The organism is Chryseobacterium sp. RU33C, assembly GCF_900156015.1.
GTDB lineage: Bacteria > Bacteroidota > Bacteroidia > Flavobacteriales > Weeksellaceae > Chryseobacterium > Chryseobacterium candidae.
In genome coordinates, this window is record NZ_FTMT01000016.1 from 47,368 (window position 1) to 70,182 (window position 22,815).

Here is a 22,815-nt window from a genome sequence, read left to right on the forward strand (position 1 = left end):
TTGATGGCATTTTCACTATAAAACAGATGCAGGTGGCGATGGGAATATGCATAAGTCTTTAAAAAATTAAATATCAACATATGAAAAAGGTATTATTAGCTGCCGTTTTTTTGGCAGGTTTTAGCTTCTCTTTTGCACAGGAATCTAAAGCTAAAAGTATTGATCCCAAAGAAGATAAAGATCTTATGACATGGTATCATAAAGATTTTGCAACTTCAAAAGTATATGGGGTAAATACTGCAAATGCTTATAAATACCTGGAATCTAAAGGGCTGAAGCCTAAAACCGTAGTGGTGGGTGTGTTAGACAGCGGAGTACAGGTAGATCATCCGGGATTGGTAAAGAATCTATGGTCAAATCCGAACGAAGTTCCCGGAAACGGAAAAGATGACGATGGAAACGGATATATTGATGATGTACACGGATGGAACTTTATAGGAGGAAAAAACGGTGATATTGATATCGATAACATGGAGGTGACAAGAGTAGTTGCCAAATATAAACCTGTTTTCGAAGGAGATGATTCCACAAAAAATAAAGCCAATCAGGCTAAGATGAAGGATGAGTTTGAGATGTACATGAAAGCCAAAGATATGTTCAATAAAAAGAGTATCGAGGCTCAGCAGAACTTCAGAACCTATTCTATGCTTAACGAATTGATTCCTAATATGGTAAAACTGCTGGGAGGTAAGCCTGTAACTGCAGAAACGATTGCTGGGATCAAAGCTCCTACAGATCAGAGAGATGCCATTGCGATGGAATTTTTAGGCCAGATTTCACAAAGTCCAGAATTCAAAGGAAAATCAGCAGCAGAGTTTGAAAAGAAGATGAAGGAGGAAATGAAAGAAGCAATCGATCACTTTGCTCCTGCAGCAAAACAATATGACCTTTCATATGATCCAAGAAAAGAGATTGTAGGGGATAACTATGATGACTATTCTGAAAAAATCTATGGAAATAATCATTATGAAGGACCGGACGCAGAACATGGAACTCACGTGGCAGGTATTATTGCCGGACTTCCGCAAGGAAAAGAAGTTCAGTACGGAGTCGCTTCCAAAGTGGCTAAAATCATGTCTGTAAGAACAGTCCCGAATGGAGATGAAAGAGATAAAGATGTTGCCAATGCCATCAGATATGCAGTAGATAACGGAGCCAAAGTATTAAACATGAGCTTTGGAAAACCGGTTTCTCCCGGTAAAAATGTGGTTTGGGATGCTTTCAAATATGCTGAAGATAAAGGTGTTCTTTTGGTAAAAGCTGCTGGTAACGAAAATGAAGATGTAGCAGAACATCTTGCATATCCTACCAACTTTAAAAATGTTACAGATGAAAAGCCATTTGTAAGTAACGTTCTTGTAGTAGGGGCAAGTACCAATAAAAATAATGCCTTGAGAGCAGATTTTTCTAATTACAATAAAAAAATGGTCAACGTTTTTGCTCCGGGAGAGGAAATTTATTCTACCGTTCCTAAAAACGAATATAAATACCTTCAGGGTACTTCTATGGCATCGCCTGTTGTAGCCGGAGGAGCAGCTGTTTTACTGGCCTATATGCCGGATCTGAAGCCTTATCAGATCATTGAAGCTCTTGTGAAAAGCAGCAATCCAAGTACAGCAAATGGATTTGGAGACCAATCTCAGGCTGGTGGAGTTATTGACCTGAAAAAGGCCGCAGAATATGCCTATACCAATTTCTATAAAGGTAAACCTTCAGGCACGGCCAAGCCTTCGAAATCCGTAAAAAAGGCTGTTAAAAAATAATTTATCTCTCTGTATTTAAGGAGAAACCATAAAGAGTCCGGATTTTTTCGGACTTTTTATTTTTTATTTTAAATTTTGGCACGGTTTTTTGTAACTTTATAGTAACAAAATAATAAACAACAAAATGAAAAAGTTACTACTTGCAGGGATGTTGGGAACATCACTTTTTGCAGTTTCGTGTTCCTCTGTTAACAAAGCAGCTACATCTCAAAATCAAAGAGCCGACTTCCTGAAAATGAAAGGAGACTGGCAGATTGTAAGCATAGATTATGATAAAGGTTATAAAATTAAGCCTTTTGACGAAGGTGCAGATGCACAGTGTTTCGTAGGAAGCCACTGGAGATTGATTCCCAATAACTGGACAGGAGCATATACTTTAAACGGGGGTGGAGATTGCCCGGCAATTACACAGCCCATCAAATTTGAAGTAAAAGGCGGTAATACATTTATGTTTAAAAAAATTGCTTCAGGTACAAAAGCTAAACAAAATACAGCAGGTTACAGCCTTACAATGATCAATCAGACTACAGATCAGTTTTCACTTGAGCAAGATGTTCCTTTTGAAGGAGGTAATGTAAAAGTAGTTTACAACTTCCAGAGAACAGGAATGAAATAATTTATCAACATAAAAGATCAAAAAAAATGAAATTTACAAAAACATACGTAGGAGCCCTTTTCTTATCATCAGCATTATTATTGACAAGCTGTGAAGCGGTTCAGAATTCAAATCACCAACAAAAAGGTACAGCAGTAGGGGTTGCTTCGGGAGCCGTAATTGGGGGTATCCTTGGTAACAATGTAGGAAAAGGAGGAAACGGAGCTATCGGAGCTATATTGGGAGGTATTATAGGTGGTGTTGCAGGTAACGTTATTGGTAACAAAATGGATAAGCAGGCAAAAGATATTAAAGAAACTTTGCCGGGAGCTCAGGTAGAAAGAGTAGGAGACGGTATTAAGGTAACCATGAATGAAAGTATTGTAAACTTTGCTTTCGACTCTTCAAACCTTACTTCTGTTGCACAAACAAACCTTGATAAATTAGCTGAAGTACTGGTTAATAATCCAGATACGAATATTAATATCTATGGTTACACAGACAGCAAGGGTGCAGATGCTTACAACCTTAAGCTTTCTCAAAGAAGAGCAGACGCTGTGAAGTCATACCTGGTAGGAAAAGGAATTGCATCAGCCAGAATGTTTACAAAAGGTGAAGGTGAAGCTATGCCTGTAGCTAGCAACGATACAGATGAAGGAAGAGCTAAAAACAGAAGAGTAGAGTTTGCTATTACTGCCAATGAAAAGATGATTAACGATGCCAAACAAGGCCAATAGTTAATTTAATATATAAATATTTTCGTAAAAGACCGCCCCGGCGGTTTTTTTTGTATTTTTATGCTAGAAATTTTGAATTTATTATTTTTGTATTTGGAATAACATAAATGAAGAAATATTTAAAGCTGCTCCGTGTGGAGCAATGGGTGAAAAACCTTTTTGTATTTGTCCCTCTTTTCTTTTCAGGTAATATTACCAATATAGATCTGCTTCTCAAGAGCATTTTTGCATTCGTTATATTTTCACTTGCAGCAAGTGTGGTCTATATACTGAATGATTATAACGATATTGAAGCAGACCGAAAACACCCAGAGAAAAGGAGAAGACCTTTGGCCAGTGGTGCTATTTCAAAATCAAAAGCCGTAGGAATTCTTATCGGTCTTATTGTGGTAGATATTGCTCTTGTATTCTTTACAAAAATTTATTTCCATGAATTACTTTGGAAATTTGCCATCATCATAGTTTTTTATGTGGTGATGAATCTTGCCTATACTTTCAGGCTGAAGCATGTTCCTATCATTGATATCTTTATTATTGCCATAGGATTTGTTCTGCGTGTATTGGCCGGAGGTTACATTACAGGAATAAGTATCTCACAGTGGGCGATCCTGCTTACATTTGTATTGGCTTTGGTACTGGCTATAGGAAAAAGAAGAGGCGAGCTTATCAATGCACAGGTTTCAGGAAAAACAAGAAAAGCGCTGGATGGATATAACGTTCAGTTTGCTGATATTGCTTTGTCCATTTCTATTACACTGGCTATTGTCTGCTATCTGATGTTTACCCTTTCTCCGGAAGTTCAGGAAAGATTTCACGAAAGAGTTTTTTATACCGTAATTTTTGTTGTATTTGCGTTGTTAAGATATCTTCAGCAGACCCTTGTTTACAACAGAACGGAATCTCCAACAAAAATTGTTTACAGAGACCGTTATATACAGGTTACCTTATTGCTTTGGGTAGTTGCATTTTTAATTCAAATTTATTTTAAGAAATGAAACCGAATTTCACACAGAAAGTTACAAACTGGGGGAATTTCCCAATAGTAGAGAAGGAAATGAGATCTGAGGACAGTTTCAGAAAAATAAAAGAATTTGTACTCAATCACAACGAAGTTATTGCAAGGGGAAATGGAAGATGCTACGGAGATGCTTCGTTGGGAGAATCTATATTTTCAACTAAAAAATTAAATAAATTTATCAATTTTGACCGTTTGAACGGCATCATAGAATGTGAATCCGGAGTGCTGCTTTCAGATGTACTGGAAATAGCAGTTCCACAGGGATACTTTCTATACGTTACTCCCGGGACAAAATTTGTATCAGTAGGAGGTGCTATCGCTTCTGATGTTCATGGAAAAAACCATCATGCAGAAGGATGTTTTTCAGAATATGTGATTGAGTTTAAGCTAATGACAGAGAAAGGTGAAATTATTACCTGTTCCAGAGAAGAGAATGTGGAAAAGTTCTGGGCTACCATTGGAGGAATGGGACTTACAGGAATTATTCTTACCGCAAAATTTAAACTTAAAAATATAGAATCTGCATACATTCGCCAGGAAAGCATCAAAGCGGATAATCTGGATGAGATCTTTAAACTGTTTGATGAAAGCGAAAGCTGGACCTACACGGTTGCCTGGATTGATTGTCTTCAGAAAGGAAAAAATATCGGAAGAAGTATTCTGATGAGAGGAGAACATGCTTTCCAGCATGAACTTCCCCAGAGTTTTTCCAAAACACCTTTGAGATTGAAGAAGAAATTTTCTCCTACAGTTCCGTTTTATTTTCCGGGATTTGTACTGAATGCCCTTACCGTAAAAATATTTAATTGGTTATACTATAAGAAACAGTCTAAGAAGGAAGTTAAGAATTTTATCGATTATGAGACGTTTTTCTATCCTTTGGATGCTGTTAATGACTGGAATAAAATCTATGGCAAATCAGGATTTATACAGTACCAAATGGTGATTCCTAAAGAAACAGGAAAAGAAGGAATGAGAAAAATCCTTGAAACGATAGCGAATAGCGGAAACGGATCATTCCTGGCTGTTTTAAAACTTTTTGGAAAAAACAATCCTCAGGCTTACAATTCATTCCCTGTTGAAGGGTATACATTGGCTCTGGATTTTAAAGTTAATTCAAAACTGAAAAAACTGGTAGATCAGCTTGATGCTATTGTTCAGGAGTTTGGAGGGAGAATTTATCTTACCAAAGACAGTATGAGCAGATCATCATTGACCAGTTACCTGAAAAATATTCAAAATCCTAAATTTGTGTCTTTACAGCACAAAAGAATCATAAATAACAATTCATAATGATAGTTCTGGGAAGTACATCTGAAGTGGCACAGGCTTTTGTGGAAAAAGCACTTCAGGAAGGAGAAAAGTTTGAAAAAATCTATCTTTTTACCTCAAATAAAGAAACTACAGAGCGTTTTGCAAGGCATATTGATGTTAAGTTTCTGCAGCAGGCGGAAGTTGTAGAACTGGATCTGACAAAAGAAATTGATTATAATAGATTTGATAATATCAATTCAAATGTATTATTTTGTGCCGTAGGATATTTGGGAGAAGGAACCGAAGAAGGATTATATGATAACAAAAATACAGAACGTATCATTGAGATTAATTATTCAAAACTGGTTCCTGTGATGAATTATTTTGCCCATAAGTTTGAAAGCAGAAGATCCGGAACGATTATCGGGCTTTCATCAGTGGCAGGAGACAGAGGAAGACAGAGTAATTTTATCTATGGAAGTGCAAAAGCTGCTTTTACGGCTTACCTGAGCGGTTTGAGGAACTACCTTTTTGATAAGAAAGTACATGTTCTTACAATAAAGCCTGGGTTTATGGCAACCAAGATGACAGAAGGCCTGCCTTTAAATCCGAAACTGACAGCAACTCCAAAACAGGCAGCTTCCTGTATTTATAAAGCCTTTAAAAAGCAGAAGGATGTGGCATATGTTTTGCCGGTTTGGAGTATTATCATGATGATTATCAGGAATATCCCTGAATTTATATTTAAAAAATTAAAGCTTTAAAAAAAATGAAAAAATTGTATTGTTTTGATTTTGACGGAACCCTGACATATAAGGATACCATGTTTATGTATCTTAAATTTTACGATTCTACAAAATACCGTATACAATTTTTAAGACATGTGCCTCTTTTTATCCTGCTGAAGCTGAAACTGGCCGAAACGGAAAAAGTGAAAAAAAGCTTTATCGGTTCTATTTTAAGGGGACAGACCCAGGAGAAAATAGAACAGAAGTCTAAACAGTTTTTTGAGATGCATTATCCTAAGATAGTGAGGGAAAATGCGTTAGACTTTATAAAAAATATCGATAGGAATAATACACAGAGTTTATTGGTAACCGCTTCACTAGATATCTGGGTGAAACCTTTCGCGGAAGAACTTAAAATGGAGCTTGTGTCTACGCGGGCAGAGTTCAAGAACGGGGTTTTCACCGGAAATTTTGTAGGAAAAAACTGCAATGGAAATGAAAAGCTCGTAAGAATCAAAGAAGAAATTAATGATTCCAGATATGATAAAATTATTGCATTTGGTGATACTTCCGGAGATCGTCCAATGTTGAAATGGGCAAATGAGGGACATTACCAATTTTTTCACTAATTTTGGGAGATAAAATTGTAAAAAATGAAAAGCCTTATCATTGCATGTGCAGTACTCTTCATGGGTTGTGCCGGTACTTCATCTCAGAAGTTTTCTGCTATGCAGGAAAACACGGATCTCCTGGTTTCTGAAAATCAGGGAGGAGCCGATGCTCCCGGCTTTAAGATCATTAAAGACGAAAAGGATTTTCGGAACATTATCAGCGGAAGTTTTGGCATTTCAGAACCGGGAAAGGAATCTTATATAAAATATCCACAATTTCCGAAAAATAAAAAAGTTGTTTTATATAATTTGGGAAGCTTCAGATCAGGCAGTCACAAAATTGAAGAGATTAAAAATATATCTGTTAAAAATCAGATTTTATATGTGGAAGTTCCGGCTGGAGAACCCTCAGGTGGAATGGAAATTCAGATGATCTCAAGCCCCTGGATTATATTTACTGTTCCCGCAGATTACAAATTTACCTCTGTAGAATTAAAATATTCAAAATAATAATGAATAAAGTATATTTAGATAATGCCGCAACCACTCCGCTTGCAGAAGAAGTCATAGATGCAATGGTTGGCACTATGAAAATGAATTTCGGAAACCCGTCTTCAACACACAGTTTTGGGCAGGAAGCAAAAATCCTTATTGAAAATGTAAGAAGACAGGTTGCAGACTATCTTCATGTAACTCCTGCTGAAATCATTTTCACTTCCTGTGGTACCGAATCAAACAATATGATCATCAAATCCTCGGTAGAACACCTTGGAGTAGAAAGAATCATCAGCTCTCCTCTGGAACATAAATGTGTTTCTGAAAGTATTCTGGATATGAAAAGCAGAAAAGGAGTAGAAGTAAACTACATCCGTCCAAATGAAAAAGGAGACATTGACCTTGTTAAATTAGAAGAGCTTTTAAAAGCTTCAGATAAAAAAACATTGGTTAGCTTAATGCATGCCAATAACGAAATCGGAAATATCATTAACCTTAAACAAGTTGCCCAGCTGTGCAAAGAGCATCATGCGCTTTTCCACTCAGATACTGTACAGACAATGGCCCATATGAACCTTGATTTCTCTGATATCCCTGTGGATTTTGCATCTTGTAGCGCCCATAAATTTCATGGACCCAAAGGTGCTGGATTTGCATTTATCAGAAAATCAACAGGCTTAAAAGGAATTATTACCGGAGGGCCTCAGGAAAGAAGTCTTAGAGCAGGAACAGAAAATGTTTGCGGTATCGTAGGGTTGGGTAAAGCATTAGAGCTTTCTCTGAATCATATGGAGGAATATACCAACCATATGCAGAATATCAAAGAGTATGCAATTGAAAGGCTTTCTGCCGAAGTTGAAGGAATTAAATTCAACGGAAGAAGTGCTGAGAAAGAAAACAGTCTTTATACGGTTTTAAGTGCTTTATTGCCTTATAAAAACCCATTGATAGGACTTCAATTGGATATGAAAGGCATTGCAATTTCTCAGGGAAGTGCATGCTCATCAGGTGCGTCAAAGCCTTCAATGGTTATGATGATGGTGCTTTCTGAGGATGAAATGGATCACTGCACTCCATTACGTATATCGTTCAGCCATATGACTACAAAAGCAGAGATCGATATATTGGTCAATGCATTAAAGGAAATTTCAAGCGATTACACTATAGAAAAAACTAATGTTGAGCATAGATAGTCTTGTGCTCTAAAAAGCGTAATTTTGAACATCCAATAAAGGAAAAGAAAATAATATTAATTAAAATAAAAGAAACAAAAATGGCTTTAGAAATTACAGACAGCTCATTTCAGGATACGGTTTTAAAATCAGACAAACCGGTATTAGTAGACTTCTGGGCAGTATGGTGCGGACCTTGCAGAACTTTAGGACCAATCATCGAAGAAGTAGCATCAGATTTTGAAGGTAAAGCAATAGTTGGGAAAGTAGATGTAGACAACAACCAAGAAATTTCTATGCAGTATGGTATTAGAAATATTCCTACAGTTCTTATTTTTAAGAATGGAGAAGTAGTAGACAAATTAGTAGGTGTAGCTCCAAAAGAGGTAATTGCTGAAAAATTAAGCGCTCACTTATAAAAAAAATAAGTTTGATAATGAACGCCTTCCAGTATTGGAAGGCATTTTTTTTTAAATAATTTGCAGATAACAAAAAAAGTTGTAATTTTGCAACCACGAAAAAGAAACGACGTTCTTTAAAATAATGATCCGGTAGTTCAGCTGGTTAGAATGCCGCCCTGTCACGGCGGAGGTCGCGGGTTCGAGTCCCGTCCGGATCGCAGAAGTTTTCTCAATTTACTTTAAAAAAATTGATCCGGTAGTTCAGCTGGTTAGAATGCCGCCCTGTCACGGCGGAGGTCGCGGGTTCGAGTCCCGTCCGGATCGCGGAAGTTTTCTCAATTTCTTTTAAAAAAATTGATCCGGTAGTTCAGCTGGTTAGAATGCCGCCCTGTCACGGCGGAGGTCGCGGGTTCGAGTCCCGTCCGGATCGCAGAAGTTTTCTCAATTTACTTTAAAAAAATTGATCCGGTAGTTCAGCTGGTTAGAATGCCGCCCTGTCACGGCGGAGGTCGCGGGTTCGAGTCCCGTCCGGATCGCCACTGCGATATCAAAGTAGTCAAAATACTGTAAAATACATATTTTACAGTATTTTTTTTTGTGTATGCATGTGAATTAAATATAAGAATATCTCAAAACAGAAGATTTATATTTTGAATAAAAATTAACATATGCTATTAAAAATATTAATAATAATTATTATCTTCGCTCGATAATAAAACCACCAAATGTTGAATTAATGAAAAAGATACTTTAGGTTTATTTGTGTATGGGGAATGTTTTTAAAATCAGGGAAGTAAGATATATACCCAGGTGGTCGGTTTTTCTTATTGATATTTCAGTCATTTTTTTTTCAGTTTTAGTTTCATATTTTCTTTTGAATAGTCTAGGAGTAAAACTTAACTTCATTAAGTATCAAAAGGAAAAAATATTTTCAGTGATTATCATTAATATTTTGTGTATAGTTCTTTTCAAGACGTATGCAGGAATTATCAGACACTCTACTTTTTTTGATTTCTTTAGAATTGTATGGTCTTCAGGCAGTGCTCTTATTGTCTTGCTGGGGCTGAATTTTATATCGGAACTGATATTGGGTAAACCAGTATTTTTATACCCTGTTCTTTTTTTATTTTTCTTTATCTCTATTTTTCTGATGTTCTTTTTCAGAATGATAACAAAAGAACTTTTTGGTGTGTTAGAAAGTAAGGGTACTCTATCTAAAGACAGAATTGCTATTGTAGGGGTAGAGGATACTTCTGTGTCATTAGCAAAGGCTATTATTCATAATCCCGATCATCCATATCAGCTGGCAGGGTTTCTTAGTGCAAGATCGGATTCTAAAAAAGCAATGTTGCTTGGTCATAAAATTTATAATAAAAAGCAATTTCTTAAAAGCGGTAATCTTAAAGAACAGTTTGATGCGGTGTTAATCAAAGATGTGATGACTAAGCAAGAGATAGAAGAATGGACTAGCTTTGCATTGGATAAAGGATTGAAAGTATTAAAAGCACCGGTAACCAATATAATAAAAGAAAATCATAAAGTGGAAGACATTCGTCCTCTTCAGATTGAGGATTTACTGAACCGTCCGGCAATTAAAATAGAGAATGATGAGGTAAAATCTTATCATGTTAATAAAAATATTCTGGTAACCGGAGGAGCAGGATCTATAGGAAGCGAAATTGTAAGACAGGTTGCTCAGCTAAATTCGTCACTTATTGTAGTTGTAGATCAGGCTGAATCTCCTTTATATGAATTGCAGCTTGATTTATTAGAAAAATTTCCCAATCAAAGGTTTAAATTTATACTGGCGGATATTTCAAATTATTCCAGAATGGAAAAATTGTTTGATGATTATCAGTTTTCAATAGTGTATCATGCAGCAGCATACAAACACGTACCTTTGATAGAAGATAATCCGCATGAAGCTATTTTTGTAAATATCGGAGGAACTAAGAATGTTGCGCTCTTATCAAAAAAATATGATGTCAATCGTTTCGTGATGGTATCTACGGATAAAGCTGTAAATCCTACTAACGTAATGGGGGCTTCCAAAAGAGCTGCTGAACTTTTTGTGCAGTCTTTACAAAATTCTTCAGATAATACAACAAAATTTATAACAACACGTTTTGGAAATGTATTAGGTTCCAATGGCTCAGTAATACCACATTTCAAAAAACAAATTGAAAAAGGAGGTCCGGTAACGATTACCCATCCCGATATTATTCGTTATTTTATGACGATTCCGGAGGCCTGCGAATTGGTACTTCAGGCCGGAACGATGGGGCAGGGAGGTGAAATTTATGTTTTTGATATGGGGAAACCGGTTAAAATTCTGGATTTGGCGGAAAGAATGATAAAATTATCAGGATATACTCCGGGTATTGATATTAAAATTGATTTTATTGGGTTAAGACCTGGTGAAAAGCTGTATGAAGAACTTTTAACAGATAATGCTACAACAATTCCAACGCACCATGAGAAAATTATGATATCAAGAGATCCATTAATGAAGTTTGAAGATATAGAAAATTTGAGTACACAAATTATTCTGTCAGCAATGAATAAAGATAGTTTACAGATTGTGAGAATATTAAAAATTATTGTTCCTGAATTTATAAGCAATAATTCGGAGTTTGAAATTCTTGACTGCGTATCCGGGTAAAAGTGTATGACGGAAATTAAAGCATAAAAGCCACAAAAAAAGTATAAAATAATAATTTAGCAATTTTAATTCCAAACGGAATGAAAATTGCTAGAGAATGAATTAATTTAAATATACAGATTAAAATACGCTTCGCATAAGTGAATATCCTGATTAATATAATAAATTATGTGTGGTTAGCTTTCTTACAATAAGTATCTTAAATTTAACCCAGATAAATTATTAAATAATAACACAAGTAGACTTAGAATAAATAGCATATGAATAAAAAGATTATTACATATATAACACTTTTGTCGGTTATTTTATTATCATGCCGGCCAAAGCAGAATATGGTATATATGTCAAAACATAATATGGAAGAGGAAGTTGCTAAAGCAAAATTTCAAGGCTTGCATATTCAGGAAGGAGATGTACTTTTAATTCTTGTTTCTGCACTTGATGAAATTGCTGTAAAACCTTTTAATCTTAATACCGTAAATAAAGTCGGAAGTGTATCAAACACCGGTACAAATCAGTATTCGCAACCAAGTGAATATCTTGTGAATGAAGAAGGATATATATCTTTCCCGGTTTTAGGGAGTGTGTATACTAAAGGAATGACACAGGTACAATTGAAACAGGATTTGGAATCCCGGTTGAAAAGATATCTTACAGATCCACTGGTAACCATTACTCTGAAAAATTTCAATGTAAGCATTTTAGGTGAAGTAAAGATGCCGGGGCAAAAAGAAAGTGTTTCGCAAAAAATTAATATTTTTCAGGCTCTGGGTCTTGCAGGTGACATGACAGATTTCGGAGACCGTACAAACGTGAAGCTTATCCGTACAGGAGACGACGGTACAGACCAAATTGTTCACATTGACCTTACCAGATCTGATATTGTGAGTTCGCCATACTATTATATGAAGCAGAATGATATATTATATGTACAGCCGGACAAAAATAAACAGGTTCAAGCCAACTCTAACCCAAACAGAGCCCTTACATTCCAGATTATTGGTGCATTATTAACAGCGGGTACACTTATTATTGCTTTAACACGACGATAAAATATGCAGCAGATAGAACTTCAACCAAAGGAGGAAAAATTAAACTTAAAAAAAGTCATTGCCAAATATCTTTATAAATGGCCATGGTTTATAGCCTCCATTATAATCTGCTTAGCAGTAGCTTTTATTTATCTAAGGTATAGCATTCCTCAATATCAGTCAAAAACTACTCTTAAATTTGATAAAAAGCAAAATGACCTTACTTCAGCTCTTTCTGATCTTGATAATCTTGGAATAGGACTGGGGAACTCTGATGAACTGAAAGGGGAAGCGGCCATTGTTAATTCGCGACCGTTATTGATGCAGGTGGTACAGAATCTTAACCTTAATGTAGAATATTTCAGTGCAGGAGACATTAAAGATTCCCAGCTATTTGGTAAAACTCCTATTACCGCTAAAGTACTGAGTTATACTAAAGAAAAATTTGTCAAATTTGAATATACACTAACAGATTTAAAGGGAGATCAGTTTATTCTTCACAATGCAAATAAAAAAGAAATTGCAGGGAGATTTAATACTCCTATAAAACTGGATTTCGGAACAATATTATTACAAAGTAATTCTGATCTAGCTTTAGGATCAAAGTATAAAATTATTTTTTGGAGTCCAATAGAGAGAGTAAAAAAACTTGAGAAAACAATTCAGATCAATATTCCGGATGAGAAAGCAATGCTGATGGATATCAGTCTTATAGGGTCTCTTCCCGAAAAATCTGAAGCTATTCTTAATGAGGTAACCAGACAGTATAATCTGGATGGTCAGAGAGATAAAAATTTACAGGCTCAGAATACCCAGGAATTCATTGATAAAAGACTGGAAGTGATTACCAAAGACCTTTCAGGAGTAGAGAATCAAAAAGAAGATTTCCAAAACCGTAACCGTATTGTCGACCTGCAGGCACAGGCTGAGCTGGCTCTTCAGAATACCAGTGAAAATACAAAAGCTCTTCTTCAGCAGCAAGCTCAGTTGGATCTTTTGAATTCCCTTTCAGGGGAGGCCTCCAAAGGTAACAATCAGCTTATGCCATCTAATCTTGGGTTGAATCCTTCACTGGAACAAACTATTTCTCAATATAATTCTTTGATTATCAGTAGGAATAAGACTCTTAAACAGGCTACCAACGAAAACCCTGCTATTATAGAAATGAACAAGGAGATCGCTTCTTTAAAGGAAGTTATCCGTGACAATATTCGTGAGCAGAAACAAACTGTACAGACAGGTATTTCTCAGCTTCAGAGCCAGATTAAGACCAGCAATAATGTAATTGAAAAGGTTCCTGGACAGTCTAAAGTATATAGAGGTATTGAACGCCAGCAAAATCTTAAAGAACAGTTATTCCTGTTTCTTCTTCAAAAAAGAGAAGAAAATGCAATCAATCTTTCAGTGGACGTTCCGAAAGCAAAAATTGTAAACCCTGCATTCACTGAAGATATTCCGGTATCACCTAAAAAAGAAATTATTCTTCCCGGTGCTTTACTACTAGGATTATTAATTCCTTTCGCTGTTTTATATCTGTTGTTCCTTCTGGATGATAAAATTTACAGTAGAGAAGATATTAAAGAACGTTCAGGTCTCGGTATACTCGTGGATATTCCTTCACTTTCAGACAATGAAAATCACCTGGTTCAGAAGAACGACTTCTCAGAGCTGGCAGAAGCCTTCAGAGTATTAGTTTCCAACCTGAAATTTGTTTTACCGGTAAAGGATTCAGCTAAAGTTATCATGGTTACTTCTTCTGTAAAAGGAGAAGGGAAAACTCTGGTATCTGTGAACCTTGCACTTACCATTGCTAATAAAAATACGAGAGCCCTTCTTATTGGGTCAGATATTCGTAATCCACAGATTCAGAGATATGATGATGAACCTGTTAAAAGAAAAGGTCTGACGGAGTTTTTATATGATGAGTCTGTGAATGTAGACGAGCTTGTGCATACATCCACTACCAATCATTCTTGTGACGTTATTTATGCCGGTGCTATTCCTCCTAACCCTCAGGAACTGCTTTCCAACGGACGTTACCAAAAGCTTATTGAACAGATGTCTTCCAGATATGCCTATATTATTATTGACTCTGCACCCCTGATGCTGGTTTCTGATACTTTAAGTATTGCAGATACAGCAGATGCAACATTGTATGTCGTAAGATCAGGAGTATCAAAAAATATACTGGTAGATTTCGCCAATGATATGGTGAAAGATTCAAAACTTTCTAATGTATCGTTTGTGATTAATGATGTATCGAGACGTGCCGGCGGATATGGTTACAACTATAGCTATGGGTATGGTTATAGCCAAACGAAGGACAGGAAAAGTTGGTGGAGCAAAATTTTCAAATCATAAAAATGAATAGAATTTTAATTACAGGTGGAGCGGGTTTTATAGGCTCTAACTTAACGGAGTATTTTTTGAGTAAAGGTTATAGTGTAGTGTGCTTAGACAATTTTGCAACAGGACACCGCCATAATGTTCAGCCTTTTCTTGAGAATCCAAACTATAAACTCATTGAGGGAGATATCCGTGATTTGGAGGTTTGTCAGAAGGCAGTGGAAAATGTAGATTATATTCTTCATCAGGCTGCACTAGGCTCAGTTCCAAGATCTATTAAAGACCCTATCACCAGTAACGATGTAAATATATCAGGATTTCTGAACATGTTGATCGCAGCTCGTGATGCCAACGTAAAACGTTTTGTATATGCTGCTTCATCTTCTACTTACGGAGACTCAGAGTCATTACCTAAAGTGGAGGATGTCATCGGAAAACCATTATCACCTTATGCCATCACTAAGTATGTCAATGAATTATATGCTGATGTATTTGGAAAAACATATGGGATGAAGTGTATCGGACTTAGATACTTCAATGTATTTGGACGCAGACAGGATCCGAACGGAGCTTATGCTGCGGTAATTCCTTTATTTGTAAAACAGCTAATCAACCACGAATCTCCCACAATAAACGGAACAGGAGATTATTCACGTGATTTTACATACATAGACAACGTTATTCAGATGAATGAACTGGCTATGCTTACTGAAAGTGATGAAGCTGTGAATACCGTTTATAATACCGCTGTAGGAGATCGTACCACATTGAATGATCTGGTAGGATATCTTAAAAAGTATTTAAGTGAATTCGACGAGAAGATTTGTGAAGTTGAAGTTATTCACGGTCCGCACCGTGTAGGAGATATTCCTCACTCTCTGGCATCTGTTGAGAAAGCAGAAAAATTACTAGGTTATAAGCCAAGCCATACGATAGAAAAAGGATTAAAAGAAGCTATCAGCTGGTATTGGGAAAATTTAAAATAAATAAGATTAAATTGATTCTTTGTGGAAAAACAATATAAAATTGCCGTAATTGGGTTAGGATATGTAGGGTTGCCTTTAGCAAGATTATTTGCAACAAAATATCCGGTTGTAGGGTTCGATATCAATCAGAAAAGGATTGAAGAATTAAATACAGGAACTGATAGTACTCTTGAAGTGGAGGATGATGTGCTAAAAGCGGTCTTAAAGTACGAAAGTCCTTTTAGTCAGGCTGCTGAAAACGGATTGTACTGTTCAGCAGACATCCATGATATTAAAGATGCAAACATCTATATCGTTACCGTTCCTACCCCTGTAGACAAACATAACCGTCCGGATCTGACTCCATTATATAAATCTTCAGAAACTGTAGGTAAAGTATTATCAGAAGGAGATATTGTTATCTATGAGTCAACCGTATATCCGGGAGCTACAGAAGAAGAATGTATCCCTGTTCTGGAAAAAGTTTCAGGACTTAAATTCAATCAGAATTTCTTTGGAGGTTACTCACCTGAAAGGATTAATCCCGGTGATAAAGAACACACTGTAGAAAAAATTCTTAAAGTTACCTCAGGTTCTACACCGGAAATTGGAAAAGTAGTAGATACTTTATATAAATCTGTAATTGTAGCAGGAACTCACCTGGCTCCAACGATAAAGATTGCGGAAGCAGCTAAGGTAATTGAAAATTCACAGAGAGATATTAATATTGCTTTTGTGAATGAGCTGGCTAAAATTTTCAATCTTTTGGAAATTGATACACATGCTGTATTGGAAGCAGCAGGAACCAAATGGAACTTCTTACCATTCAAACCAGGATTGGTTGGTGGGCATTGTATCGGAGTAGATCCTTACTATCTGGCTCAGAAAGCTCAGGAAAATGGCTATCATCCTGAAATCATATTGGCAGGACGCCGGCTTAATGATTCCATGGGACAATATGTGGCTTCCCAGTTGGTAAAAACAATGATCAAAAAGAAGATCAGCATCAATGGAGCTCAAATATTAAACTTAGGAATAACGTTTAAAGAAAACTGTCCGGATGTACGTAATACCAAAGCGGTAGATGTTATTCAGGCGCTTGAAGATTATTCTTTACATGTTACTACTTTTGATCCATGGGCTAAACCTGAAGAAGTAAAACATGAGTATGGGTTAGATGTTGTGAATGAAATTCCACAAGAAAAATTTGATGCAATTATCCTTACAGTTGCTCATAAAGAATTTATGGGAATCAATCTGAATGATTATCTGAAGGAAGGAGGAATTATTTATGATGTAAAGGGCGTTCTGGAAGAATGTGATTCCAGGCTGTAAATATTTATTTGCTTAAAATTATGAAAAAAAGACATCTGATTGTTTTTGGAACAAGACCCGAAGCTATAAAAATGGCTCCTCTGGTAAAGGAATTTCAAAAAGAATCATCATTTGAGACTAAAGTTTGTGTCACAGCTCAGCATAGAGAGATGTTGGATCAGGTTTTAAGTTTTTTTGATATCAAGCCAGACTACGATTTAAATCTCATGAAGCCTGGCCAGAATTTGTATAATCTGACTGCTGATATTCTTACAGGAATGAAATCTGTTTTGGAAGATTTTAATCCAGATTATGTGTATGTACATGGAGATACCACTACTACAATGGCTACCAGCATTGCAAGTTTTTATTCCGGTGCTCAAGTATGCCATGTAGAAGCCGGGTTAAGAACCCATGATAAAAGATCTCCATTTCCGGAAGAAATTAACAGACAGGTAGCAGGACGTATTGCAGATTATCATTTTGCTCCGACAGAACAGTCTAAGCAGAACTTATTAGCTGAGAACACCAAAGAAGAAAATATACTGATTACAGGAAATACAGTGATCGATGCATTATTTTTTAGCTCTGCAAAAGTAGAACATATAGATAACACAGAAATAGAAACCCTTAAGGCCAATATAGATCTTTCTAAAAAAATAATACTGGTGACAGGCCACAGAAGGGAAAATCATGGGCAGGGATTTATCAATATTTGTGAAGCTTTAAAAGAAATAGCTGTAACAAACCCTGATATTCAGATTATTTATCCTGTACATCTGAATCCTAATGTAAAAGGGCCGGTATATGAAATTTTATCTGATGTTAAAAATGTAATCCTGATAGCGCCCCTGGCATATCCGGCTTTTGTATGGCTTATGAACCAGTCTTATCTGATCATTACCGATTCCGGAGGTATACAGGAGGAAGCTCCAAGTCTTGGGAAACCGGTGCTGGTAATGCGTGATACTACAGAAAGACCCGAAGCTGTGAATGCAGGAACTGTAATTCTTGTAGGTACAGATAAAAATAAAATTGTCTCAGAAGCGCAAAGTTTATTAAATGATCCGGTACGCTATCAATCCATGAGAGAACTGCATAATCCTTATGGAGATGGAACTGCTTGTAAGCGCATTGTAAATTTTATAAAAAGTAAATAAATGAATATATCTTCTCTGATCAAAAAGAAGATGTTTAAAGAAACTTTAACATATTCCATAGGAAGCTTTGGATCAAAGATTCTTTCATTTTTATTAGTCCCTTTTTATACCTATTTTCTCACTAAAAAAGAATTGGGAGAATATGACTTACTGCTCACAACAATAAGTCTTTTTGCACCATTGGTGTCTTTACAGATTTCTGATGCTACCTACAGATGGCTAATTGATAAAGAATATATCAGTGAAACCGAGAAGGCAAAAATTATGACCAATTCTATCATAACATTATGTATAGGATATCTTCTCTTTTGTCTTGGCTTTTCTGTTTATATTTTTTTTAACAGCTTTCAGTATCAGGGATATTTCATAGTACTGATTTTTCTTAATTGCTTACTGCCCTTACTGCAGAGTATTTTAAGAGGGCAGGGGAATACCAGACAGTTTGCTATCAACGGGATTTTAACTACTTTTTTAATTGTTGTTTTTAATGTCATATTCATTTACCTGTTAAAGTTAAATGTTGAAGGCGTATTCATTGCCAATATTGTAGCTTATACTGTTGCATGTATTCTGGTTTTATATAAAGTAAGGATAATCCGGTATTTCAAATTTAAGTATTGGGATCTTAAGCTTATAAAATCAATGGCATCTTATTCTTTGCCTTTGATCCCCAACTTAATGAGCTGGTGGGCTATATCTTCTGCCAGTAAATTTATTATACTGCATTATATGGGAGCTGAAGGAAATGGTTTGTATGCGGTAGCCAGTCGTTTTCCTGCATTGCTTTTAGTGATCAATTCTGTTTTACTGTTGCCATTACAGGATCGTATTTTAAAAGAAAAAGATGATATCACCTTTAATAGATTGCTAGATAAGTTTATTATGTTTGAAATAACTTTAGCTTTCTTCCTGGGAATGGTGTCTCCTGTAATGACTAAAATACTAGTTTCCAAAGAATATTTTGAAGCTTGGCAATATATGCCATTTCTATATTTAGGAGTAGGCTTCAATGCCATCGCAGGTTTTCTGGGGTTAAAATATCAGAAAGAAAAGAATACATTAAAAATTACAATCACCTCTTTGCTAGGAGCAATTATTTCAATTGTATCTAGTATAGTCCTAATACAAATATTGGGATTACAAGGTATTTCGATTTCATTTTTAATTGGGTTTTATTTTATGTTTATTTTTAGATATTGGGATATATTGAAATCTGAAAAAATACAAGTAAGAATCCGAAAGCTTTGTTTGATTACATCTGTAGTAGTTATTGTTATAATAATAAATTATTTTATAAAATATTATATTTCATGAATATATCAATAAAAGGAGCATATGGTGATAGTAATTTTGGTGATGATTTATTAATGATTGTATTTGAGGATTTTATCAAGGCCAATATTAAAAACAAATCACTGAACTTTATTGGAGCTGAAAATAATTATGTGCTAAAATTTTTAAGCGGTTCATCATATAATAATAATCAGAAAGATGATTTATTGGTGTATGGTGGTGGAACACAGTTTTTTTCTTTTATAGAAAAATCTACGCTTGCAACCAAAATAAAGAATAATATTTCTAAAAATCCGGTTAAAATATTAAAAAAATTACTTCGGAAAATCAGTTCTGCTGATCATGCAGAAGTGTCTGGTTTTGAAAAGGCTTTTCTAGGTTTTGGTTTAGGACCTTTTAATAATAATATACAGGCTATAGAATTTGCAAAGAATCAATTAAAAGATTCATTGTTCACTGGGGTCAGAGATCGGGTTTCTTATAATTACTGTAACGACTGGAATATTGAATCATTCTTAGGAGCTGATGTAGTATTTTCATCCTATTTTTATAAACATATTCAAAATGTTCCAAAGGCAGAAGATACCAATAAAATAGGAATTATCGTGAGAGACTGGGACTGGAAGAACAGTCCGGCTGATTATCAGGACCAACTGATCCACTTTGTTAATTCCAATCCGCATCTGGACGTTACATTTATTGTATTTGCAAAAGATAAAGATCCGAAATGGATCAAAAGAATACAGAATTATAAAAGTATCGTCTGGCATCCTGAAACAATGCAAATCAATGATTTTATAGAAATTTTAAACTCATTTTCTACATTTATTACTGCCCGTTACCACGGTGCAATCATTGCCGGGTTGTTGGGAAAAAAAGTAATCTGTGTTGAAATAGAGCCTAAATTAAGAATTCTTACAGAGCAGATTCCTTCATTTGCTTTATGGGATGATCGTTTCGATATTGTGACACTTGGTGATTTACTCAATTCTGAGTTAGAAAATAATCATGAGAAGTCTATTTCGGAGCTGAGAACAAAAGCAGATGATATGTTGAATCAATTTATAAAAAAATATAACAGTACATTTAATGGAGAATAAAGAAATTGTAATTGTTCATAAAACCTGCGTTTCAGATTACCCTCCTTTACTGGCTTTTATAAAGTATCTGAATAAAAATGGTTATAAAATACATCTTGTTTTAGGCTTTGAGAAAGGAAACTTAATAGATGAGCTGAACCGTCTTTGTTATAAAGTTCATTTAACCGAGATAAAACCTTCATCCAACAAGATTTTATACTGGTTTAAGATCAGAACAACCTTTTGGAAAATTATGCATGAAAACCATTATCAGGATAAACTGATCTGGATTCCGGCTGCAGATACTACACTGGCTCTAGGAAAAAAGCTACTGTCACTTAACTATGTGCTTAATTTATATGAGCTGTTCGATTATGCACCAAGGTATATAAAAGGTCTTGAAAAATTTGCAAAAAATGCAAAAATGGTCATCTGTTCAAATTTAGACAGAGCCAATATACTTCGGGTTTGGTGGAAGCTCAATAAAACCCCGGAGGTGATTCTTAATAAGCCTTATTCAGAGTTGTCTGAAAGAAATCTCCCTCTAACTGATGAATTGTCAAACCTCTTGGAATCCGCAAAAGGGAAAAAGAAAATTATCTACCAGGGAGTTATTTTTCCTGAAAGAGAATTGGAAGGAATCTGCCGTTACATCAATCAGTCAGAAGATTTTGCATTGATTATAATGGGTAAGGAAACAGAGTATTTGAAGAAATTACAGACTATATGTCCTTCCATTATCCATATTCCGTTTGTTGCACCGCCTTATCATTTGCATGTAACCAGCCATGCGGATATTGGTATATTAACATACGATCATTCTTCTTTGAATAATATATTTTGTGCGCCCAACAAATTATGGGAGTTTTCTAACTTTGCAATACCTATGATTGGAAATGATATTCCAGGACTTATTAATACAATTGTAACCAATAAAATGGGAGAATGTATTGATTTCCGAAAAGAAGATAAAGTGGCTGAAACCCTACAGAGTATCTTGGAAAATTATACAGAATATTCAAGAAATGCAAAATCATTTTATAGCAGTTATAATTATGATCTTGAATTAGACCGTATCATGCAGAATTTGTAGAAAGAGAAAAATGGATCCTATTATACATGCATTTGACTTAAGATTTACACTTATTTATATGAGTGTGGCTCTTTTTGCTGTCATTCTGATTAATGAATATGTCTATAGAAGAAAGAATTCTGATGATGTTCAGAATTTCTTATTATTGTTTTATGCATTGGTAATGATTGTTATAATAGGAACAAGAGATAAAGTTGTAGGGGCTGATTCAGCAAGAACATTGGTTTATTTTAATGGTTCCCGAGTTATTAAATCTTTAAGCGAATTAAAAGATGTAGGAACTTATTTTATATCATTACTTGCTCGTAAATTGAGTGATAACTATAAAGTATTTTTTACAATAAATGCCATGTTGTATATAACACCTATTGTGATAGGTATACGGAACTTAACAGGAAAAAATAGATTTCTTGTTTTCTTCATTGTGATAAGTATGTTTTTCTTTAAAGCAATGGGAATTAATACAACAAAACAAGGAATTGCTTTTTCTTTTTTCTTTTTAGCTATGACTTTCTATAATAAAAAAAGATGGTTGTCTCTTGTATTTTTCACTATTGCTTTTTTTAATCATGCTTCTATCATCATTCCTATTGTGGTTTTTTTTATGTCTACCAAAATTAATAACCTCAAGGTTATATTTTCTATTTATATTGCAGCTACAGTACTTTCGTTAGTGAGTTTTAACCTTAATGAGCTGTTAGGTAAAATACCTATTATAAATATTTTAGTAGAAGAGAGATTAGATCAATATTATTCCAAGGGAGCTAAAGTTGCTTACAAAACGGGTTTTAGGGCAAACTTCTTTATATTCAACACCATTTTTGCAGTGATTGGATATTATACTCTTAAAAGTATTGAAGATATTGAGGAGCATTTAAAGTATAAAAGGTTTTATGTAACGTATATGCTTACCTCTGCTTTTTTCTTTCTTATGTTTTCGGCTGCTTTTAGTGATAGGTTTGGTGTATTGTCTTGGATTTTTATACCATTTTTAATGTATCCTTATACACAAACTAGAAATAAAATGGGATTAATCAACATGTTTGGCATATTTTTACTATGTTTTTTCTTGTTCCTAATATTTAATTTAAAATAATA

20 protein-coding genes and 4 tRNA genes are annotated in these 22,815 nt (G+C 35.1%); all 24 read left to right on the forward strand.

Features of this window, described 5'->3' with window-relative positions; translation table 11 throughout:
* The first annotated feature begins 80 nt into the window (after nt 1–80).
* The 24 genes from BW946_RS13940 (at nt 81) to BW946_RS14055 (ending at nt 22,813) form a co-directional block, all read left to right on the forward strand.
* The gene (locus BW946_RS13940; RefSeq protein ID WP_076596760.1) at nt 81–1,763 is read left to right on the forward strand and encodes a S8 family serine peptidase; all 1,683 of its coding nucleotides are present in this window, start codon (nt 81–83) and stop codon (nt 1,761–1,763) included.
* A gap of 124 nt (nt 1,764–1,887) precedes the next feature.
* Nucleotides 1,888–2,379, forward strand: coding sequence for a lipocalin family protein (locus BW946_RS13945; RefSeq protein ID WP_076596761.1), 492 nt, complete (start codon nt 1,888–1,890; stop codon nt 2,377–2,379).
* Nucleotides 2,380–2,405: 26 nt separating this feature from the next.
* Complete coding sequence (locus tag BW946_RS13950; protein ID WP_076596762.1) at nt 2,406–3,095, forward strand: YiaD family glycine zipper/OmpA-like lipoprotein; 690 nt, start codon at nt 2,406–2,408, stop codon at nt 3,093–3,095.
* 107 nt (nt 3,096–3,202) lie between these two features.
* A complete protein-coding gene (locus BW946_RS13955) occupies nt 3,203–4,090 on the forward strand; it encodes a decaprenyl-phosphate phosphoribosyltransferase (protein ID WP_076596763.1) in 888 nt (295 codons plus the stop codon).
* Nucleotides 4,087–5,406: an FAD-binding oxidoreductase gene (locus BW946_RS13960; RefSeq protein WP_076596764.1), complete on the forward strand. Its 1,320-nt coding sequence runs from the start codon at nt 4,087–4,089 to the stop codon at nt 5,404–5,406. The genes BW946_RS13955 and BW946_RS13960 overlap by 4 nt, the downstream gene beginning before the upstream one ends.
* Nucleotides 5,406–6,131 (forward strand): SDR family NAD(P)-dependent oxidoreductase, encoded by a 726-nt coding sequence (locus BW946_RS13965; protein ID WP_076596765.1) that lies wholly within the window; start codon nt 5,406–5,408, stop codon nt 6,129–6,131. Before BW946_RS13960 ends, BW946_RS13965 begins: the two co-directional genes overlap by 1 nt.
* Nucleotides 6,132–6,136: 5 nt before the next feature.
* Nucleotides 6,137–6,724 carry an HAD-IB family hydrolase gene (locus tag BW946_RS13970; RefSeq protein WP_076596766.1) on the forward strand — a complete coding sequence of 196 codons (588 nt, stop codon included), beginning with the start codon at nt 6,137–6,139 and terminating at the stop codon, nt 6,722–6,724.
* A gap of 24 nt (nt 6,725–6,748) precedes the next feature.
* Nucleotides 6,749–7,216 carry a hypothetical protein gene (locus BW946_RS13975; RefSeq protein ID WP_076596767.1) on the forward strand — a complete coding sequence of 156 codons (468 nt, stop codon included), beginning with the start codon at nt 6,749–6,751 and terminating at the stop codon, nt 7,214–7,216.
* Nucleotides 7,217–7,218: 2 nt separating this feature from the next.
* Nucleotides 7,219–8,394: a cysteine desulfurase family protein gene (locus BW946_RS13980; RefSeq protein ID WP_076596768.1), complete on the forward strand. Its 1,176-nt coding sequence runs from the start codon at nt 7,219–7,221 to the stop codon at nt 8,392–8,394.
* An 80-nt stretch (nt 8,395–8,474) separates the two neighbouring features.
* A complete protein-coding gene (gene trxA, locus BW946_RS13985; protein WP_047380983.1) occupies nt 8,475–8,792 on the forward strand; it encodes a thioredoxin in 318 nt (105 codons plus the stop codon).
* Between the two features lie 126 nt (nt 8,793–8,918).
* Nucleotides 8,919–8,992: transfer RNA gene (locus tag BW946_RS13990), tRNA-Asp, on the forward strand.
* A gap of 32 nt (nt 8,993–9,024) precedes the next feature.
* Nucleotides 9,025–9,098: transfer RNA gene (locus tag BW946_RS13995), tRNA-Asp, on the forward strand.
* Between the two features lie 32 nt (nt 9,099–9,130).
* Nucleotides 9,131–9,204: transfer RNA gene (locus BW946_RS14000), tRNA-Asp, on the forward strand.
* A 32-nt stretch (nt 9,205–9,236) separates the two neighbouring features.
* A tRNA-Asp gene (locus BW946_RS14005) sits at nt 9,237–9,313 on the forward strand.
* A gap of 227 nt (nt 9,314–9,540) precedes the next feature.
* Complete coding sequence (locus BW946_RS14010; RefSeq protein WP_076596769.1) at nt 9,541–11,436, forward strand: polysaccharide biosynthesis protein; 1,896 nt, start codon at nt 9,541–9,543, stop codon at nt 11,434–11,436.
* 341 nt (nt 11,437–11,777) lie between these two features.
* On the forward strand, nt 11,778–12,488 hold the full coding sequence (locus BW946_RS14015; protein WP_228402585.1) for a polysaccharide biosynthesis/export family protein: 711 nt from the start codon (nt 11,778–11,780) through the stop codon (nt 12,486–12,488).
* 3 nt (nt 12,489–12,491) lie between these two features.
* Nucleotides 12,492–14,828: a GumC family protein gene (locus BW946_RS14020; protein ID WP_076596771.1), complete on the forward strand. Its 2,337-nt coding sequence runs from the start codon at nt 12,492–12,494 to the stop codon at nt 14,826–14,828.
* Between the two features lie 2 nt (nt 14,829–14,830).
* Entirely contained in the window at nt 14,831–15,799 is a 969-nt protein-coding gene (locus BW946_RS14025; protein ID WP_076596772.1) for an SDR family oxidoreductase, read from the forward strand.
* Between the two features lie 21 nt (nt 15,800–15,820).
* Nucleotides 15,821–17,113, forward strand: coding sequence for a nucleotide sugar dehydrogenase (locus BW946_RS14030; protein ID WP_076596773.1), 1,293 nt, complete (start codon nt 15,821–15,823; stop codon nt 17,111–17,113).
* A 20-nt stretch (nt 17,114–17,133) separates the two neighbouring features.
* Complete coding sequence (gene wecB / locus BW946_RS14035; RefSeq protein WP_076596774.1) at nt 17,134–18,252, forward strand: non-hydrolyzing UDP-N-acetylglucosamine 2-epimerase; 1,119 nt, start codon at nt 17,134–17,136, stop codon at nt 18,250–18,252.
* Nucleotides 18,253–19,566: a lipopolysaccharide biosynthesis protein gene (locus BW946_RS14040; RefSeq protein ID WP_076596775.1), complete on the forward strand. Its 1,314-nt coding sequence runs from the start codon at nt 18,253–18,255 to the stop codon at nt 19,564–19,566.
* Entirely contained in the window at nt 19,563–20,645 is a 1,083-nt protein-coding gene (locus BW946_RS14045; protein ID WP_076596776.1) for a polysaccharide pyruvyl transferase family protein, read from the forward strand. The genes BW946_RS14040 and BW946_RS14045 overlap by 4 nt, the downstream gene beginning before the upstream one ends.
* Nucleotides 20,635–21,717, forward strand: coding sequence for a glycosyltransferase family protein (locus BW946_RS14050; RefSeq protein ID WP_076596777.1), 1,083 nt, complete (start codon nt 20,635–20,637; stop codon nt 21,715–21,717). The genes BW946_RS14045 and BW946_RS14050 overlap by 11 nt, the downstream gene beginning before the upstream one ends.
* A gap of 10 nt (nt 21,718–21,727) precedes the next feature.
* Complete coding sequence (locus tag BW946_RS14055; RefSeq protein WP_076596778.1) at nt 21,728–22,813, forward strand: EpsG family protein; 1,086 nt, start codon at nt 21,728–21,730, stop codon at nt 22,811–22,813.
* Nucleotides 22,814–22,815: the final 2 nt, after the last annotated feature.